Origin of the sequence: Micromonospora sp. WMMD735 (assembly GCF_049178995.1) — a bacterium.
Taxonomy (GTDB): Bacteria; Actinomycetota; Actinomycetes; order Mycobacteriales; family Micromonosporaceae; genus Micromonospora; species Micromonospora wenchangensis.
The window spans coordinates 749,601-769,676 of sequence record NZ_JBMHMJ010000002.1; the positions used below are offsets into that span (position 1 = coordinate 749,601).

Sequence of the window (20,076 nt, forward strand, 5' to 3'; positions counted from 1 at the left end):
AGGGACGCCATGCCGTCGCGGCAGGACCAGCTCCACTCCTACCAGTTCACCGTGCAGCGGGCCGTCGCCGCCCTGGTGATGCGGGAGACCGACCCGGCGCGGTCGCCGTTTCGCCGGCTGGCCGGCGCCGGGCTGGCCAGCGTCCTGGTGGCGGCGATCGGGCTGGGGGGATTCGCCCTCTACGGCCTGTTCGTCGGGGGCGGGTCGACGTGGCGCGACACCGGCGCGGTGATCGTCGAGAAGGAGTCCGGTGCCCGGTTCGTCTACCGCGACGGTCGGCTGCACCCGGTGCTCAACTACGCCTCCGCGTTGCTGATCGTCGGCGCGGACCGGTCCCGCACGGTGCTGGTGTCCCGCCGCTCCATCGAGGGGGTGCCGCGCGGGCTGCCGCTGGGCATCGCCGACGCCCCGGACTCGTTGCCGGCCGCCGGGCGGCTGTCCACCGCGCCGTGGACGGTCTGTTCGCGGCAGCCGGCCGACGCGACCCGGGCCGTACCCCGTTCGGCGTTGCTGATCGGCCGGGAGGCGACCGGCGGGCGGCGGCTCACCGAGGAGGCGGTGCTGGTCCGGCATCCCGACGGCGGGCTGCACCTGATCTGGCACCAGCGCCGGCACCTGCTGCGTGACACCGCCCGGGTGCTCGCCGCGCTGGCGACCACCCGGGAACGCGCGGTCCCCGCCGCCCCGGCCCTGCTCAACGCCCTGCCGGCGGGCGTCGACCTGGCCCCGCCGGCGCTGGCCGGGCTGGGCGAGCCGTCGTCCGGGGTCACCGACGCCACGGTCGGGGACGTCTACCTGGTCCGTAACTCCGGCGGTGGTCGGCAGTACGCGGTCGCCGGGCGCGACGGCCTGGCCGGCATCACCGAACTCCAGGCGGCCCTGCTGATGGCCCGCACCGGTCAGGACGAGCCGACCCCGATCAGCCTGGGTCGGTTCGCCGCGTCGCCCAAGCTGCCCGACCTGGTGCCGACCGGGCCGACCGCGCCGCCACCGGTCCCGCCCCGCCTGGCCGGCGTCGACGGCGGCACGCTCTGCGCCCGGATCGGCGACGACGGCACGGTCGGCGAGGTTCGGGTCGACCCGGTCGTGCCGGATCTCACCGCCGCCCGCAGCACCGACGCCGCGGGTGGGGTGCGCGCCGACCAGGTGCTGGTCGAGCCGGGGCGCGGTGCGGTGGTCGAGTCGGTGGCCGCGCCGGGCGCCGACGGTGGGGCCGTGTCGGTGGTCACCGACCTGGGCCGGCGCTACGTGCTCGCCGACGAGGGGGTGCTCGGCATGCTCGGCTACCGGGAGGTCACCCCGGTCCGGCTGCCCGCCGGCCTGGTCAGCCTCGTCCCGGCCGGCAGCACCCTCGATCCGGTCGCCGCCCGGGCGGTCGCCGCCCCGTCCTGACCGGCCCGCTGCCGGGCCGGTGCACCGGGGTCGAACCTTGCCCGCAGCACCGTCCGGGTGCCCACGCGGGCACCACGGTCAGTCGGTGGGGCGGCGCAGCAGGCTGACGGCGAAGTCCGCATCGTCGCGCCAGGGACGCAGGTCCCAGGTGGCGAAGCGCTGTTCGAGCCGCAGGCCGGCGGCGGCCAGGTCGCTGTCGAAGTGGTCGAGCCGGTAGCCCCGGTCGAGGCCGAAACCGACGAGCACCACCCCGTCCGGGCGCAGGTGGGCGGCGATCCGGGTCAGCACGGCGGGTTCGGTGCCGGCGGCGACGAAGGCCATCACGTTGCCGGCGACCACGGCGGCGTCGAACGGCTCCGCCTCGCCGTCGGTGGCGAGGTCCAGCGTGGCGAGGTCGGCGACCAGCCAGCGGGGCCCGGGGTGGTCGGTGCGGGCCGCCTCGACCAGGGCGGGGTCGGCGTCGACCCCGACCACCCGGTGCCCCCGCGCGGCGAGCGCGGCGCCGACCCGACCGGTGCCGCAGCCGGCGTCCAGGATGCGCGAGCCGGGGGCCACGACCGCGTCGACCAGGCGGGCCTCACCGGCCAGGTCGGCCCCCTCGGCGGCGAGCCGCCGGAACCGGTCGATGTACCACTGGGAGTGTTCGGGGCCGGTCTCGGTCGCCCACCGGGTCGGGTTGGTCATGCCGCCACGGTAACCGGCCGGCCCGGCCTGCCGTGGCGTCCACGGCAGCGCCCACCGGGCCCGGGGACCCGGAGCGGGACCCGGGCCCGGTGGGCGGCGGGGCTCAGGGCAGCTGGGCCACCGTGACGAACTCGTTGTAGGTGAAGACCTTGCCCATCGACCGGGGGAACGGGAAGGAGTACTGCTTGACCACCGTCATGCCGAGATCCCGGGCGGCCTGCGCGGCCTCGTCGAACCCGACGAACCGGACATGGGTCGCGTCGCTGGCGTATCCCCGCTCCTGCGGGGTGATGAAGACCGCAGTGCCGCCGGATCGCAGGAACGGCAGGTAGCTGGAGATGACCTCCAGGGCCGCGTCGGCGGGCAGGTGCTCCAGCAGGTGGGCGGCGAGCAGCGCGTCGAAGGCGCCGGGCCGGGCGTGCGGGGACTGGTGGAACTCCTCGATCGTGTACGCCTCCAGCCCGGCGGCCCGCGCGTGGGCCACCGAGGTGGGGTTGTGGTCCACCCCGACCGCGCCCTCGCCCAGGTTGGCCAGGTTGCGGCCGAGGCCGCAACCGACGTCGAGGGTGCGTCCCAGGTCGAGCCGCTGGAGGTTCCACCGGTAGGGCGCCTGCACGTCGAGCACCTGCTTCCAGCGCGCGCCACCGAGGCGTTGCAACCGCTGGGTGTAGTCCTCGCCCTCGGTGCCCGCCGCGGTGTCCTGCTCTGCTCGACTCATCGCCGGCCTCTCTGCCCGTCGCGGAAACGTCGCCACCCGGCGCGCGTGCGGGGACACGCCGCCGGCCGTCGGGTGTCCGCGCCGACGCGGACACCCGACAGATGCTACGGACCCGGGCGGCCATCGTCAGCCCCCACGGGCGGCGGGTCGGCCCTGGTGACACAGGGTGGTGCGGGTGTCGACCCTGGGTGCCCGCCGGGTCGGGGTGGCCCGTTCGGCGCGGCCCGCCGGGTCGGGCGACGCCGGCCCGGGTGACGCCGTTGCCGGGAGTCAGGCGACGCCGGCCGGGGTGACGGCGCCGGCCCGCAGCGCGGCCAGCGGGGCGTCGTCGACGGCGTAGCCGAGCGCGTCGACCACCTCGACCACGCCGCTGACCTGCGCGCTGAGGCGCAGCGCCAGGTGCACGGTGGACCACCGGTCGAGTTGGCCGGTGAGGGTGACCACCCCGCCGTGCACGGTCACGTCGACGGTGCCGTCGGGCACCCCGAGCACCCGGCGCAGCACGTCGGTGACGACGTCGCGGCGGATGTCGGCGTCTGGCCGGAGGTGGACCCGCAGCATGTCGCCCCGCGTGACGATGCCGATCAGGCGGCCCCGCTCGTCGACGACGGGCAGCCGTTTGACGCCCCGTCGGTCCATCGTCCGGGCGGCCTGTGCCAGGGGTGCGCCGGGGGAGACGGTGACCGCCGGTGCGGTCATCAGGTCCCCGGCGAGGGTCGCGGCGGCCTTGGCCCACCCGGTGCGGGTGCGGCGACCGGGGAGGACCCGCCGCCGGTGCGGCTGCCCGAGCCGTTCCACCTTGTGCAGCAGGTCGGCCTGGGAGACCACGCCGAGCACCCGCCGGGTGTCGTCGACCACCGGCACCGCCGTGACGTGCCGGGCGGTGAGCAGGTCCACCATCGTCCGGTACCCGGTGTCCTCGTCCACCGTGAGCACGTCGACCGTCATCACGTCCTGTACCTGCCACGTCCGCACGGCGTCCTCCTCGGTCCCGCCTCCGACGTTAGACGCCGGGTGGGGCGTGGGGCAGGGTCGCAGGACCGGATCGGGACGGGCCGGAGGTCCCGGCTGGTCGGGCGACCCTAGGATGGCGGGAGCCCGCGGCTGCGGCACCCCACCTGACCAGGCGTTAAGGTGCCGTCCATGGTGGAAAATAGCCGGTTTGCAGGCCCTTTCACCGCAAAATTACTTGTCGGTAGACACTTATGCTGAAACTCCTTTTCGCGCTAGGGGGATGATCGGCCGATTTTCGCCGTCCGATCTTCAGGGGGCGGTGGGCCCTTCGGTCCGACTCCGATCGATGATCTTTCCTTGGCCGGATGTCGTCCTATTCTGCTTCCATTGTGAAGTCCTGGGGGGGATCATGATCACAATTGGCTGTTCCCGCACGCCTGCCCACAGTGGAGTCGAGCCGATCCGCTGACATGGCGCAACCGACGATCATCCAACAGTTCGCCGAGGTCTCGGCCACCCGTACCGACCACCCGGCGATCCTCGGCGAGACCCACGAGGTCAGCTACGCCGCCCTGGCCGCCACCGTCGGCGGGCACGCCGTCGCGCTCGCCGTGGCCGGCGTCCGCCCCGGCGACCGGGTCGCCCTGCTCACCGGGCACGGCACCGGCACCATCGCCGCCGTCCTCGGCACCCTCGCCGCCGGTGGCGTGTACGTGCCGCTGGACCCCGGGTTCCCGGTCGACCGGCTCCGGCACATGCTCGCCGCCGCCGACGTGCGCGTCGTCGCCTGCGCCCCCGACCACCGCGACCTCGCCGACGCCCTGTGCGCCACCCGACCCGGCACCCGCGTGCTGGTCCTCGACCCGGCCGCCACCGCCACGCTGAACCCCCTCCCGGTCGACCCCGACAGCCCGGCGTACGTGCTGTTCACCTCCGGCTCCACCGGCACCCCCAAGGCCGTCGCGCAGACCCACCGCAACCTGCGGCACGTCGTCGACAACCAGATCCGCACCCTGGCGATCGGCCCGGCCGACCGGCTCAGCCTGCTCGCCTCGTTCAGCTTCGACGCGGCCATCCCCGACCTCTACCCGGCGCTGCTCACCGGGGCCGCCGTCGTCCCGGTCGACCTGCGGCGACACGGCCTGGCGTACGCCGTCGGACAGCTCGCCCGGCACCGGGTCACCGTCTACCACTCCACCCCGACGGTCTACCGGTTCCTGCTCGACACCCTCGGCGAGCGGCGGCTGGACAGCATCCGGGTGGTGCTGCTCGGCGGCGAACAGGCCACCCACGCCGACGCCGCCCGGGGCCGGGACCGGTTCGCCCCGGGGTGCGTGCTGGTCAACGGCTACGGCGCCACCGAGATGACCTTCGCCGCCCGGTACGCGCTGCCGCTGGCCGACGCCGACCCGACCGGCACCGGCCCGCTGCCGGTCGGCACGGCACTGCCCGGCTACACGCTGCGGTTGGCCGACTCCGGCGAGATCGTGGTGCGCAGCCCGCACCTCGCCCCCGGCTACCTCGGCCAGCACAGCGACCGGTTCGGTGTCGACCCCGACGGGACGCCCACCTACGCCACCGGCGACCTGGGCGCGTGGCTGCCCGGTGGGGAGCTGGTCTGCCTCGGCCGACTCGACCGCCAGGTCAAGGTCCGTGGGTTCCGGGTCGAGCTGACCGAGGTCGAGGCCGTCCTCGCCGCGCAGCCAGGTGTCGCCGGCGTCCGCGCCATCGCCCGCGACGGGGCGCTGCTCGCGTACGCCGTGCCGGCCGGCGGCGACCTCGACCCGGCGGAGCTGCGCGCCGCCCTCGCCCGACGGCTGCCCGACTACGCGCTGCCCCGCGCCGTGCTGGTCCTCGACGCGTTCCCGCTCACCGTCACCGGCAAGATCGACGAGCGGGCACTGCCCGACCCGCCCCGGACGGTCCCCGCCGGACAGGAACCGGCCACCGACACCGAGCGGGCCGTGCACGACATCTGGTGCGCGGTGCTCGGCCGCGACGCCGTCGGCCGGCAGGAGAGCTTCTTCGACGCCGGTGGACAGTCCCTGCTGCTCGGCCAGGTGCAGCAGCGCATCGCCGACCGGTTCGGCACGACGCTGCCCATGGTGCGGCTGTTCGCCCACCCGACGATCGCCGCCCAGGCCCGGCTGCTCGACCCGGGCGTCGACGCCGCGCCGGCCACGGCGGCGCGCACCCGCCCGCTCCCCGCGCCGATCCTGCCCACCCCGACCGCGCCACCGGTCGCCGCCCGCGAGTACACCGGCGACGAGATCGTGGTGGTGGGCCTCGCCGGCCGGTTCCCCGGCGCACCCGACGCCGCCACCTTCTGGTGGAACGTCTGCGCCGGCGTCGACTCGGTGCACGACCACTCCGACGTCGAGTTGACCGCCCTCGGTATCGGGCCCCGGCTGCGCGCCGACCCCCGGCACGTGCGGGCCACCGGCCGGCTCGACGGGGTCACCGACTTCGACGCCGAGTTCTTCGCCATGGGCGACGAGGAGGCCGCCCGGACCGACCCCCAGCACCGGCTCTTCCTGGAGACGGCGTGGGAGGCCCTGGAGGACGCCGGGCACGACCCGACCCGCTTCCCCGGCCTGGTCGGCGTCTACGCGGCCACCTCCGCCAACCGCTACTTCCTGTTCCACCTGATGGACAACCCGGCAGTGGTCGGCGACGTCGACCCGGACGACTGGGAGGCCCGGCTGATCGGCCGGCAGTCCACCGACCACCTGCCCGGCCAGGTGGCGTACCGGCTCGGGTTGACCGGGCCGGCGGTGGCCGTGCAGACCGCCTGCTCCAGCTCCCTGGTCGCGGTCTGTACCGCCGCCCAGAGCCTCGCCGACTACCAGTGCGACATCGCCCTCGCCGGCGGGGTCAACGTCACCTGGCCCCGCTACCGGGCCACCCCCGGCGGGCTGGCCTCCCCGGACGGCCGGTGCCGCGCCTTCGACGAGGCCGCCGAGGGCTCCGGCTTCGGCTCCGGGGTGGGCGTGGTCGCGCTGCGCCGGCTCGCCGACGCCCAGGCCGACGGGGACCGGATCTACGCCGTCCTGCCCGGCTGGGCGGTCACCAACGACGGCCCCGACCGGGCGGGCTTCGCGGTGCCCGGCCCCGCCGGCCAGGCCGCCGCCGTCGCGAACGCCCTGGCCGCCGCCGAGGTCGCCCCCGGTGAGGTCCGCTTCATCGAGGCCCACGGCAGCGGTACGCCGCTGGGCGACGCCATCGAGGTCGCCGCCCTGCACGAGGTGTACGGCGGGGCCGCCCCCGCCGAGTCCTGCGCGCTCGGCGCGGTCAAGACCAACATCGGTCACCTCGACGCCGGAGCCGGCATCGCCGGGCTGATCAAGACGGTGCTCGCCGTCCAGCACGGGGTGATCCCGCCCAACCTGCACTTCACCCGCCCGCACCCGGAGATCGACCTGGCCGGCGGCCCGTTCTACGTGCCCACCAAGACGCGGGACTGGCCGGACGCGCCGCGCCGGGTGGCCGGGGTCAGCGCGTTCGGGCTCGGCGGCACCAACGCGCACGTGGTCGTCGAGCAACCGCCCCCTGCCGTACCGGCCGAGCCGTCGCCCCCACGGGCCTGGCTGCTGCCGGTGTCGGCGCGTACCCCGCAGGCGTTGCGGGCGGCGCTGACCCGGCTGCGGCACCACCTGGCCGGCGTCGGACCGGCGCTGCCCGAGGTGGCCGCCACCCTGGCGCTGGGCCGGCGGCCCTTCGCCCGGCGGGCCGCCGTCGTCGCCGCCGACCTGGCCGAGGCGGTCTCCGGACTGGACGAACTGCTCGCCACCGACGCCACCGTGGCCGGCGCGCCGGGAGCGTTGCGCGACCTGGCCGCCGGCTGGGTGGCCGGCCGCGACGTCGACTGGGCCGCGCTGCACCCCGAGGGCACCGTCCGGCGCACCGGGCTGCCCGGCTACCCCTTCCAGCGCCGACGGCACTGGATCGACCCACCGCAGAGAGGCGCACGGTGAACTGGTTCGTCTCGCCCGGAAGCCGACCCCAGGCACCGGTGCAGCTGTTCTGCCTGCCGTACGCCGGGGGCGGAGCCAGCGCGTTCCGCCGCTGGCAGCCGGAGGCCGGCCCGGACGTGGAGGTGCTGCCGGTGCAGCTGCCCGGCCGGGAGAACCGGATCGGCGACGACCCGGACTTCACCGTCGCGGAGCTGGCCGCCGCCATCGCCGACCGGGCCGACCGCCCGTACGCGATCTACGGACACTCGATGGGCGGGCGGCTCGGCTTCGAGGTGGTGCGGGAGCTGCGCCGGGACGGCCGGGAACTGCCGGTGCGGCTGTACGTCGGCGGCGCCCGTGCCCCGCACGTCACCGACGCGAGCTTCTTCGACGGTCTGTCCCGGGTGGACGACGACGAACTGCTGCGCCGGCTCGCCGCCGGCGGCGGCCTGCCCGACGGCCTGCTGGACCACCCGGAGCTGGTGGAGCTGCTGCTGCCGTTGCTGCGCGCCGACTTCGGCCGGGTCGACAGCTACCGGTACGCCCCCGGGGCGCCGCTGCCGGTGCCGGTGGTGGTGTTCGCCGGGCGGCACGACCGGGCGGTCAGCCGGGAACAGAGCGCCGCCTGGGCCGAGCACACCGCCGCCGGCTTCACCCTGCACGAACTCGACGGTGGGCACTTCTTCCTGCACGACCGGCTGCCCGAGCTGCTGGGCCTGATCCGCGCCGACCTGACCGCCGCCCTCGACCCCCCGGCTCCCGCACCGGCCGGCGGCCCGGTCTCCGGCGGTGAAGCGGGCACCGCCGCCGGGCCCCACGCCGGGCGGTCCGACGCGGTCGCGGCCCGTGCCGGCCGCGACCCGGGCTCCGCCGCGCCGGTGCCGGCGGCCGGCCCGGCCGGTGCGCCCGAGCACCGGGTGCCGCTGGGCGACACCGGCTGGTCGGTGTGGCGCGACGCGATCCTGCGCAGCACCGGCTTCCCGGCCGACGGGCTCGCCCTGTTCGCCGCCCCGGCCGCCGCCGCGCTCGCCGACGAGCTGCTGGCCACCGGCGGCGGCGTCGAACGCTTCGACAAGGAGTTCGACGAGGCCGTCCGCGCCGCCGGGCAGCGGTTCACCGAACTCGCCGCCGACCCGCTGGTGCGCGAGGCGGTGACCTGGCAGAACCGGGGTGCGCTGGTCGCCTTCGACGGTCTGGTCCGGGGCGGACCCGACGCGCCGCGCAACGTGCGCCGCCGCGACCGGGAGCGGGCCCTGCTCAAGTACTGGCAGCGGTACTGCGGCAAGAACGAGACGGTCGGCTTCTTCGGCCCCAGCTGCTGGGTGACCGTCGACCCGGCGCAGCCGGAGACCGCCCGGCTGCGGGTCGGCCCGGAACTGACCCGGCGACGGTGGGTCCGGTTCGAGTCGTGGGCGCTCGACGAGTACGCCGGGTGCATCGGTGCCGAACTCGCCGTCCGGCGCTGGTGGCCGCCGGTGCTGGCCCCGCAGGTCGCGGTGCGCGGGCGCAGCGTGCTGCGTCCCGGGCAACCGCCGGTGACGCTGTCCCCGGTGGAGGCCGCGTTGCTGGCCGCCGTCGACGGCCGCCGGCCCGCCCACGACCTGGTCGCCGACCCGGCCATCGGGCTGCGTCGCGCCGAGGACGGCTACACGCTGCTCGACCGGCTCGTCGAACGGGAACTGCTCACCTGGGATGCGGCCCTGCCGGTCAGCCCGGCCGCGGAGGAGGTGCTGCGCGCCCGGATCGACGCCATCGGCGATCCGGCGGCCCGACTGGCCGCCCGGTCCGGGCTGGACCGGCTGACCGCCGCCCGGGACGCCGTCGCCGCGGCGGCCGGTGACCCGCACCGCCTGGGCGACGCCCTCGACGCCCTCGACGCCACCTTCACCGAGCTGACCGGGCGGTCGCCCCGGCGTCGGGAGGGTCGGATGTACGCCGGCCGCACCCTCTGCCACGAGGACACCGCCCGGGATCTCGACGTCACCCTCGGCGCCCCGTTCCTGGCCGACCTGGCCGCGCCGCTCGACGTGCTGCTGCGGGCCGCCCGGTGGATGGTGGCCGCCCTGGCCCAGGCGTACGACCGGGTCTTCCGTGAGCTGTACGACGAACTGCGCGGCGAGGCCGGGGACGCCCCCGTCGCCCTGGCCGACCTGTGGTACCTCGCCCAGGGACTGTTCTGGGGTGCCGGCGACCGGCCGGTCGACGCGGTCGCCGCCGACTTCGCCGCCCGCTGGGCGGGACTGTTCGGCTTCGCCGGGCTGCCACCGGGCACCCGGGAGGTGCGCCTCGCCGCCGCCGATCTCGCCGACCGCGTCGACGAGGTCTTCCCGGCAGCCCCGGCGCGCTGGTCCAAGGCCGTCCTGCACAGCCCCGACCTGCAACTCTGCGCGCGGGACGCGGCGGCGTTGGCGCGCGGGGAGTACACCGTCGTGCTCGGCGAACTGCACGCCGCGTGGGCGTCCTTCGACTGCGAGGTGTTCATCCCGGCCCACCCCGACCCGCAACGGCTGCGGGACGCCCTCACCACGGACCTGGGCGGGCGTCGGCTGCGGCTGCTGTACCCCACCGACTGGCCACGGCGGACCAGCCGGACCGCCGAAGCCCTGGCCGGGCCCAGCGACCGGCAGTTGGCCTTCGCGGCGGCGCCCGGGGCCGACCCGGCACGGGTGCTGCCCACGGTGGCGCTCACCGTGGCCGAGCGGGACGGCCAGCTGGTCGCCACCGCCGCCGACGGCGAGAGCTGGCCGTTGACCGAGGTCTTCGGCGAACTGCTCAGCGCCCACGCGGTGGACGGGTTCAAGCTGGTCGCCGCCGCCCCCTACACCCCCCGGGTCACCATCGACCGGCTGGTGGTGGCCCGACGGACCTGGCGCACCACGGTGGGGGAGAGCGGTCTGGCCGACGCCGCCGGGGAACGTGACCGGTTTCTCGCGGTGCGGGCCTGGCGACGCCGCCTCGACCTGCCCGAGCAGGTCTACGTCAAGCTCGGCAGCGAGACCAAACCCTGCTACGCCGACCTGAGCAGCCCGGCCTTCGCGAACATGTTCTGCGCCATGGTGCGGGCGGCCCGGATGGGCGACGGCCCCGAGGTCTCCCTGACGGTCAGCGAGATGCTGCCCGGCCCGGACGACGCCTGGGTGCCCGACGCCGCCGGCCGCCGGTACCTCAGCGAACTGCGCCTGCACGTGGTCGACGACACCGCCCGGGACGACCGGTGAACCGGCACACCGTCCGCCCGGTGGGGCGTACCGCACCAGCAACCGTACGGGGAGCGACGTGACCGACATCCTGTCCATCAGTGCCGTCACCGGGGAAGAGCTGCCCTGGCCGGACGCCACGCTGGCCGACCTGATCGTCGAGCGGGCGGCCCACTGCCCGGACGCGGTGGCGGTGCGCCAGTGGGACGACCGGCTCACCTACCGGGAGCTGGTCGGCCGGGCGGCGGGCCTGGCCGCGGCGCTGCGGACCCGGGGCGTCGGCCGGCAGACCCGGGTGGGGATCTGCGCCCACCGCCGCCCCGACCTCGTCGTCGACGTCCTCGGCGTGCTGCTCGCCGGGGGCTGCTACGTGCCACTGGAGCCCGGTGGCCCCCGGCAGCGGCTGCGGGAGATCGCCGCCGACGCCGGGGTGACGCTGGTGGTGGGGGACGCGGCGGCGGTCGAGTTCGCCGACACCCCCGGCGTCGAGGTGGTCACCGCCACCGGCCCGGCCCCGCTGGCGCCCTGCCCGGCGCGGGCCGGCGACCCGGCGTACGTGCTGTTCACCTCGGGTTCCACCGGCCGGCCCAAGGGGGTGCTGACCACCCACCGCAACGTGGTGGAGTTCGTCACCGGCTGCGCCGCGCTCAGCGCCGCCGACGCCGGGGTCCGCAGCCTCGGCATCGCCTCGCTCGGCTTCGACGCGGCCAGCATCGACCTGTTCGTCCCGCTGCTGCTCGGTGGCAGCGTGCAACTGCTCGGCGGCGACGACCGGTCCGACCCGGACCGGCTGGCCCGGTTCATCGTCGCCCACGACGTGAACTGGGGTTTCATCACCCCGACCGTGCTGTCCATGCTGGACCCGGCCCGGGTGCCCGGCTGGCGGACGGTGCTCTGCGGCGGCGAGGCCGTCCCCGCCGGGCTGGTCGCCCGCTGGGCGCCGGGACGACGGCTGCTCAACGGCTACGGCCCCACCGAGACCACCGTGCTGGCGGTCAGCGGCGACCTGACCGCCACCGACACCGACCCGGTGCCGATCGGGCTGCCCCTGCCCAACCACCGGGCGTACGTGGTGGACGACGCGCTGCGGGCGGTGCCGCCGGGGCAGACCGGTGAGCTGCTGATCGGCGGGCCGGGACTGGCCGACGGCTACCTCAACCGGCCCGGCCTGACCGCCGACCGGTTCGTCCCCGACCCCTTCTCCGGGCTGCCCGGCGAGCGGCTCTACCGCACCGGCGACCTCGTCCGGCAGGCCGGGGACGGGCGGATCGTCTATCTCGGCCGGGCCGACCGGCAGGTCAAGATCCGGGGCCAGCGGATCGAGCTGGGCGAGGTGGAGGCCGTGCTGGCCGACGTGCCCGGCGTCGACCGGGTGGCCGTGGAGGCGGTGCCCGGCCCGGCCGGGACCGAACTGGTCGCCTTCCTCACCCCGGCCACCGCGCCCGACGACGACGCCGTCCGGGCGTACGCCGGGGGGCGGTTGACCGCCGCGATGCTGCCGGCGCGGCTGCTGCGCCGCGACGACCTGCCGGTCAGCGCCATCACCGGCAAGCTGGACCGCCCGGCGCTGCGCGCGCTGGCCGACGCCGCCCTGACCGCCGCCCCCGCCGACGCGCCGACCGACGAGCCGACCGACCCGGTCGAGCGGGTCGTGCGGCGGGTCTGGACCCGGCTGCTCGGCGCGGCACCCGCCCCGGACACCGACTTCCTCGCCGCCGGTGGCAACTCCATCGCCGCGATGCGGCTGGTCGCGGCGCTGCGCGCCGAGCTGGGCCGGCACGTCGACACCCGGGACGTGCTGGCCGGGCGTACCCCGGCCGCGCTGGCCGCCCGGCTGCGGGCCGCCGCGCCCGCCGACGCCGACGGGCTGACCACCGGCAACCCGCCGACGCTGTCCCCGCCGCAGCGCCGGCTGTGGTTCGTCGACCAGCTCGCCCCCTCCAGCGCCCCCTACAACATCGCGGTCGCGCACCGGCTGCGCGGCCCACTTCACACCGGGGCGCTCGGCGCGGCGCTGCGGGCCGTGGCCACCCGGCACGACGTGCTGCGCTGGCGCATCCCGCAGACCGCCGGGGTGCCCTACGCGGTGTGCGAGGAGCCGACCGACGTGGCGGTGCCGGTGGTCGACCTGACCGGCCGCGCCGACGCCGAGGCCGAACTGGCCGGGATGCTCGCCGCCGGTGCCGCGCACGCCTTCGACCTGGCCACCGGCCCGCCCTGGCAGGTGACCGTCTACCGGCTCGGCCCCGACGAGCACGTGCTGGCGATGACCATGCACCACGCGGTCTTCGACGGCTGGTCCGAGGCGGTCCTCTACGCCGACCTGGCCACCGGGTACGCGCACGCCGTCGCCGGCACGTCGCCGACCCTGCCGCCGCTCACCGCCTCGTACGCCGACTACGCGGTGTGGCGCGACGAGCGGGACCGCCGGCAGGGCCCCGCCGACCTCACCTGGTGGGCGGAGCACCTGCGGGGCGTACCGACCGTGCTGGACCTGCCCCGCGACCGTCCCCGCCCGGCCGTGCAGACGTACGCCGGGGCGGAGGCGGCGGTGACCCTGACCGCCACCGCCGACCGGGCGGTGCGGGACCTGGCCGAGCGGCGCGGCAGCACCGTCGCGGCGGTGCTGCTGGCCGGGTTCGCCGAGCTGCTGCGCCGGCTCACCGGCGGTGACGACCACGTGGTCGGGGCGATCGTCGCCGACCGCCGGCTGGCCGCCTTCGACGACGTGGTCGGCTTCTTCATCGACACCGTGCCGGTGCGGCTGCGCACCGGCGGCGACGACACGGCCGGCGGCACCGGCGGGGTCGGGTTCGCCGAACTGGTCGACAGGTGCGCCGCCGAGCTGCACGAGGCGACCGCCCACCCGGGCGCGCCGCTGGAGAAACTCGTCGAGACCCTGGGCGTCGGCCGGGACACCTCCCGGGCGCCCCTGGTGCAGGTGCTGTTCAACGTGCTCAACTTCACCGCACCCCGGCTGACGCTGACCGGGCTGACCGCCGAGGCGCTGCCGGTGCCCAAGCCCGGCTCCCCGTTCGACATCACCGTCTACGTGGTGCAGCGCGACGGCCGGTGCGGGGTGGACGTGGTCTACAACCCGGACCTGTTCGACGCCGACCGGATCGACGCGCTCCTGGCCGACCTCGCCGACCTGGTCGGCGCGCTCGCCGCCGACCCGCACACCCCGACCGACGCGGTCGCCGAGGCGCTGCCCCGGCCGACCGTCCGGGTGGCGGCGCTGGGCGCGATGACCGTGGCCGCCACCGCACCGGCCCCGGTCGCGCCGGTGCCGATGGGGCCGGACGAGCTGACCGAGACCGAGGAGCTGATCGCCGGCATCTGGCGGCAGGTGCTGGAACGTGACCGGGTCGGGGTCGTCGACAACTTCTTCGACATCGGCGGGCACTCGCTGGCCCTGGCGGCGGTGCACGCCCGGCTCACCGCCGCGACCGGCCGGTCGATCACCATGCTCGACCTGTTCCGGCACCCCACCGTCCGGGCGCTCGCCGCCAGCCTCGACGGGGCCGCCGACCGACCCGAGCTGGCCCGCGCCGCGTTGCGCGCCGCCGCCCGGCGCGGCCGGACCCGTCGTACCCCGCCACCCCGCCGACCGCACCAACCGTGACGCCGCCTCCCTCCCCACCGCCTGCGGGCGGCACCTTGCGACAAAGGACGACCCCGATGCAGAACGAGATCGACACCGCGCCGCCCACCGATGACGGCATCGAACCCATCGCCATCGTCGGGCTCGCCGCCCGGCTGCCGGGTGCCGCCGACGTCGGCGAGTTCTGGCGCAACCTGGTCGACGGCGTCGAGTCGGTCACCGAGCTGAGCCGCGACGAGCAGCTCGCCCGGGGTGCGACCGCCGACGAGGTCGACGACCCGGGCTGGGTGAGCCGGGCCCCGCTGATCGACGGGTACGACACCTTCGACGCCGGGCTGTTCGGGATGACCAGCCGCGAGGCGGAGATGACCGACCCGCAGCACCGGCTGTTCCTGGAGAGCTGCTACACCGCGTTGCAGGACGCCGGCTACGACCCGGCCCGCTACCCCGGGGCGGTCGGCGTGTACGCCGGCACCGGCGGCAACACCTACCTGCACCGGTACGTGCTGCGTAACAAGCGGGTCGGCGGCAACCCGCACGGCGCGGTCTCGCTGGCCACCGGCAACTCGCCCAACTACGTGGCGACCAACGTGTCCTACCGGCTGGACCTGCGCGGGCCGAGCCTGACCGTGCACACCGCCTGCTCGACCTCGCTCGTCGCCTTCCACCTGGCCTGCGAGGCGCTGCGCAACCACGAGTGCGACATGGCGCTGGCCGGCGGGGTCAACGTGGAGCTGCCGCACGTCGGCTACCTGGGCATGGACGGCTTCACCTCGCCCGACGGCCGGTGCCGCCCGTTCGACGCCGGGGCCAACGGCACGGTCTGGGGCAGCGGCGTCGGGGTGACCCTGCTCAAGCGGCTCTCCGACGCGATCGCCGACGGCGACTCGATCCGCGCGGTGGTGCTGGGCAACGCGATCAACAACGACGGCGCGGGGAAGGTCGGCTTCACCGCCCCCAGCGTCGACGGGCAGGTCGAGGCGATCGCCCAGGCGGTCGGGATGGCCGGGATCGACCCGCGCAGCATCAGCTACGTCGAGGCGCATGGCACCGGCACCGCGCTGGGCGACCCGATCGAGGTGGCCGCCCTGTCGGCGGTGTTCACCCGGGACACCGACGAGCGGGGCTGGTGCGGCATCGGCTCGGTGAAGTCCAACATCGGGCACCTGAGCCAGCCGTCCGGCATCGTCAGCGTGATCAAGACGGTGCTGGCGATGGAGCACGGGCTGATCCCCCCGACGATCAACTACGAGACGCCGAACCCGGCCATCGACTTCGCCGACACCCCGTTCTACGTGGCGAACACCCTGACCAAGTGGGACACCGACGGCGGGCCGCGCCGGGCCGGGGTCAGCTCGTTCGGTATCGGCGGCACCAACGCCCACGTGGTGCTCGAGGAGGCCCCGGCCGCGCACCGGGCGGACCGACGGGTCCGCCCGGCGCACCTGCTGACGGTGTCGGCGAAGACCGCGTCGGCGCTGGACAGCGCCGTCACCCGGCTCGCCGACCACCTGGCGGCGACCAGCGACGGCGGGCCGGAGCTGCTCGCCGACGTGGCGCACACGCTGCGGGTGGGCCGGCAGGAGTACCCGCACCGGGTGGCCGTGGTCGCCACCGACCTGGCCGAGGCGGTGACCGCGCTGCGCACCCCGCGCCGCCGCCAGTCCGGGGTGGTCGACGGTGCCGCGCCGCGCACCGCGTTCCTCTTCTCCGGTCAGGGCGCCCAGTACGCCGGGATGGGCGCGCAGCTCTACGCCGAGGAGCCGGCCTTCGCCGCCACCGTCGACGAGTGCGCCGCGCTGCTCCGCCCCGAGCTGGGCCTGGACCTGCGGGACCTGATCCTCGGCCGGGACCCGCAGGCGGCGGAGAAGCTCACCGAGACCCGCTACACCCAGCCGGCCCTGTTCGTCGTCGAGTACGCCCTGGCGCTACACTGGCAGCGGGCCGGGGTACGCCCGGCGGCGATGATCGGCCACTCGATCGGCGAGTACGTCGCCGCCACCGTCGCCGGGGTGCTGACCCTGCCCGACGCGCTGCGGGTGGTCGCCGCCCGGGGCCGGCTGATGCAGTCGCTGCCGGCGGGGGCGATGCTGGCCGTGTCGCTCGACGAGTCGCAGGTCGCCGCCCGGCTGCCCGAGGGGCTGTCCATCGCCACCGTCAACGGGCCCGGCACCTGCGTGGTGGCCGGGGAGAGCGCCGCCGTCGCCGCGTTCGCCGACAGCCTCGGCGGTAAGAGCAGGAGCAAGCCGCTGCGCACCTCGCACGCGTTCCACTCGCCGATGATGGACCCGATCCTGGCCGAGTTCACCGCGCTGATGGCGACGGTGCCGCTGCACGCGCCGGCCGTCCCGTTCCTGTCCAACGTGACAGGCACCTGGATCACCGCCGAACAGGCCACCGACCCGGCGTACTGGGCGGCGCACCTGCGCCGGCCGGTGCGGTTCGGTGACTGCGTGGCGACCCTGCTCGGCGCGGGCACCTGGGCGCTGCTGGAGTGCGGTCCGGGCCGGCAACTGGCCAACCTGGCCCGGATGCAGGTCGCCAAGGGCTCCCCGGCGCAGCGGGCGTTGACCCCGCTGGGCAGCCTGCCCGGCCCCGGCGAGCCCACCGGCGACCTGGCCACCCTGCTCACCAGCGCCGCCGCCCTGTGGTGCGTCGGGATCGGGGTGCGGCTCGACGCCGACCCGGCCGCCCGACGGGTGCCGCTGCCCACGTACCCGTTCGAGCGGCTGCGCTACTGGGTCGACCCGGACCCGGTGGCGGCGGTGCCCGACGCCCCGGCCGACGCCGGCCCGCAGCCGCTGGAACGGTGGTTCGCGGTGCCGGTGTGGCGGCAGGCCGCCGCCGACCCGGCGACGGTGCCCGACGGCCGCTGCCTGGTGCTCGCCGCCGGCCCGCGCGCCGAGGCGCTGGTCGACGCGCTGCGGGCCGCCGGCGACGACCCGCTCGTGGTACGCCCCGGCACGGCGTTCGCCGCCACCGACGACGGGTACCGGTTGCGCCCCGGCCACCGGGAGGACCACGACGCGCTGGTCGCGGCGTTGACCGCAGGTGGCGTGCCGACCCGGCTGGTACACGCCTTCGCCCTGGACGGCACGCCGGCCGGCCTCGACCCGACCGCCACCTGGGACGCCCAGCAGCGCGGCTTCTTCGACGCCCTGCACCTGGTGCAGGCGCTCGCCGGGGCGGGGGCGACCGCCGAGGAGCGGCCGCTCACCCTCGACCTGGTCACCGCGGGCGTCGGCGACGTCACCGGCACCGACCTGGTCCGCCCCGAGCACGCCACCCTCGCCGGCCTGGCCCGGGTGCTGCCGGCCGAACTGCCCGGCCTGACCGTCCGGCTGATCGACGCCGACCCGGCCGGCGACGGGGTCGACGCGCTCGCCGCCGAACTGCGGTGCCCGGTCGACCCGCAGCGGGCGGAGGTGACGCTGCGCGGCACCCGCCGCTGGGTGACCGGCTACGAGCAGGTCACCGTCGCCGCCGAGACCGGGTCGGGGGCGCTGCGCGACGGCGGCCGGTACCTGGTCACCGGTGGCCTGGGCGGCATCGGCGTCACCCTCGCCGAGGACTTCGCCAGGCGGGCGGGGGCGAAGCTGGTGCTGCTGGCCCGCTCCGGTCTGCCGCCGCGCGAGCGGTGGGACGACCACCTGGCGGTGCACGGTGGCGCGGACCGGGCCGGCCGGGCCATCGCGGCGATCCGCCGGATGGAGGCGGCCGGCGCGACGGTGCTGGTGCTCGCCGCCGACGTCACCGACCCGGCCGACCTGCGCCGGGTCCGGGCCACCGTGGAGGCCGAGTTCGGCGGGCTGGACGGCATCGTGCACGCCGCCGGCCTGCCCGGCGGCGGGATGGCCGAGGTCAAGGAGCGGGCCGAGGCCGAACGGGTGCTCGCCCCGAAGCTCACCGGCACCCTCGCCCTGGCCGAGGTCTTCGGTGACCTGCCGTTGGACTTCGTGGTGCTGTGCTCCTCGATCACGTCGGTGATCGGCGGCTTCGGTCAGGTCGACTACTGCGCGGCGAACGCCTTCCTCGACGCGTTCGCCCGCTCCGGCGCGGGTTTCCGGGCCCCGGTGCTGTCGCAGAACTGGGGTGGCTGGGCGGAGGTCGGCATGGCGGTGGAGACCGCCGCGCCGGCCGCGTTCCGGGCCGCCGGCCGGGACACCGTCACCACCCCGGTGGACCACCCGGTGCTCACCACGAAGGTGGTCGGCCCGGATGCGACGGTGCTGCACGGGCTGGTCTCCGCCGACACCCACTGGCTGCTCGACGAGCACCGCATCGGCGGGGTGCCGGTGGTGCCCGGCACCGCCCACCTGGAGTCGGTGCGGGCCGCGGTGGTCGCCGCCGTGCCGTGCCCCGCGCCGCAGGCCGCGGTGGAGCTGCGCGACGTGGTGTTCCTGGAGCCGTTCGCGGTGCCGCAGGGCACCGTCGCCCAGTACCGGGTGGAGCTGACCGCTGCCGAGGACGGCGTCGACTTCGCCGTCCGCAGCCTGGCCGCCGGCCAGCTCCGCACCCACGTGCGCGGGTCGGCCGGCTGGACCGTGGAGGCCGCCCCGCCGGCCCGGGTGCCGGTGGTCGACGGCCGGCGGGTCGACGACGACGCCTCGTTCGGTCGGGGCCGTACCAGCATGCTGACCTTCGGCCCGCGCTGGGCGTCGCTGGCCGAGCACCGGCTCGGCGACGGCGAGGAACTCGCCCGGGTCGAGGCCCCGGAGCCGGTCCGGGCCGACCTGCCGGCGTGGGGGCTGCACCCGGCGCTGCTGGACGTGGCCACCGCGTTCGGTCGGGGTCAGGGCGACGGCACCTACCTGCCGCTGTCGTACGGGCGGATCGTGGTGCGCGGGCCGCTGCCGGCGGTGTTCCACAGCCACCTGCGGCACCGGGCCAGCGCCACCGACGAGGTGGTCGCCGCCGACCTGTCGCTGACCGACACCGAGGGCCGGGAACTCGTCGCGATCGGCGACTTCGTGCTGCGCCGGGTCGACCAGGGCGCGGTCACCGGCGGGTTGACCGGTGCCGTCGACGCGGCCCCGGCCGATCCGGCGGTCGGGGCGGCCACCGAGGACATCCGCCCGGTCGACGGCGCGGAGGCGTTCCGGCGCAGCCTCACCGCCGGCCTCGGCCCGCAGGTGGTGATCGCCACCCGGACGGTGGCGGACATCAGGCGGCGGGCCTCCCGGGTCACCACCGACGCCCTGGCGCAGGACCCGGAGCCGTCGACGGCCGCCGCGACGGCGACCGGCGGCGGCTCGGCGGCCCCGCGTACCGAGCTGGAGATCACCATCGCCGGGGTGTGGCGGGACGGGCTGGGGGTGGCCGAGGTCGGGGTGGACGACGACTTCTTCGCCCTCGGCGGCAACTCGCTGGTCGCGGTGCAGCTGATCGCCGCGATGCGCAAGGCGACCGGGGTCCGGCTGCCGATGCGCAGCCTCTTCGAGACCCCGACCGTGGCCGGCCTGGCCGAACGCATCGCCCAGCTGCGGGCCGCCGCCGCCGACGAACCGGCCGCGCCGGCCACCATCCCCGCCATCCCGCGGCTACCCCGCGCCTGACGTCGAGAAAACAGGAGAC

At 76.2% G+C, this 20,076-nt stretch carries 8 protein-coding genes; 5 read left to right on the forward strand and 3 right to left on the reverse strand.

The features are described from left to right. The first annotated feature begins 9 nt into the window (after nt 1–9). The gene (eccB, locus tag ACN268_RS03285; protein WP_421481657.1) at nt 10–1,392 is read left to right on the forward strand and encodes a type VII secretion protein EccB; all 1,383 of its coding nucleotides are present in this window, start codon (nt 10–12) and stop codon (nt 1,390–1,392) included. Between the two features lie 78 nt (nt 1,393–1,470). Here the strand turns inward: eccB and ACN268_RS03290 are convergent, their stop codons facing one another. The 3 genes from ACN268_RS03290 to ACN268_RS03300 all read right to left on the reverse strand — a co-directional run bounded on the left by ACN268_RS03290 (nt 1,471) and on the right by ACN268_RS03300 (nt 3,769). Further along, the gene (locus ACN268_RS03290) at nt 1,471–2,076 is read right to left on the reverse strand and encodes a class I SAM-dependent methyltransferase (protein WP_204924616.1); all 606 of its coding nucleotides are present in this window, start codon (nt 2,074–2,076) and stop codon (nt 1,471–1,473) included. A 103-nt stretch (nt 2,077–2,179) separates the two neighbouring features. Further along, on the reverse strand, nt 2,180–2,794 hold the full coding sequence (locus ACN268_RS03295; RefSeq protein WP_204961079.1) for a methyltransferase domain-containing protein: 615 nt from the start codon (nt 2,792–2,794) through the stop codon (nt 2,180–2,182). A gap of 270 nt (nt 2,795–3,064) precedes the next feature. Then, nucleotides 3,065–3,769: a CBS domain-containing protein gene (locus tag ACN268_RS03300; RefSeq protein WP_421481658.1), complete on the reverse strand. Its 705-nt coding sequence runs from the start codon at nt 3,767–3,769 to the stop codon at nt 3,065–3,067. Nucleotides 3,770–4,218: 449 nt separating this feature from the next. Between ACN268_RS03300 and ACN268_RS03305 the strand changes: the two genes are divergently transcribed. The 4 genes from ACN268_RS03305 to ACN268_RS03320 are packed head-to-tail and all read left to right on the forward strand — an operon-like array spanning nt 4,219 to nt 20,057. Next, complete coding sequence (locus ACN268_RS03305; RefSeq protein ID WP_421481659.1) at nt 4,219–7,722, forward strand: AMP-binding protein; 3,504 nt, start codon at nt 4,219–4,221, stop codon at nt 7,720–7,722. Beyond that, nucleotides 7,719–10,919: a thioesterase domain-containing protein gene (locus tag ACN268_RS03310; protein WP_421481660.1), complete on the forward strand. Its 3,201-nt coding sequence runs from the start codon at nt 7,719–7,721 to the stop codon at nt 10,917–10,919. The genes ACN268_RS03305 and ACN268_RS03310 overlap by 4 nt, the downstream gene beginning before the upstream one ends. A gap of 58 nt (nt 10,920–10,977) precedes the next feature. Beyond that, nucleotides 10,978–14,523: an amino acid adenylation domain-containing protein gene (locus ACN268_RS03315; RefSeq protein WP_421481661.1), complete on the forward strand. Its 3,546-nt coding sequence runs from the start codon at nt 10,978–10,980 to the stop codon at nt 14,521–14,523. Between the two features lie 56 nt (nt 14,524–14,579). Then, complete coding sequence (locus tag ACN268_RS03320) at nt 14,580–20,057, forward strand: SDR family NAD(P)-dependent oxidoreductase (protein WP_421481662.1); 5,478 nt, start codon at nt 14,580–14,582, stop codon at nt 20,055–20,057. The last annotated feature ends 19 nt before the right edge of the window (nt 20,058–20,076 follow it).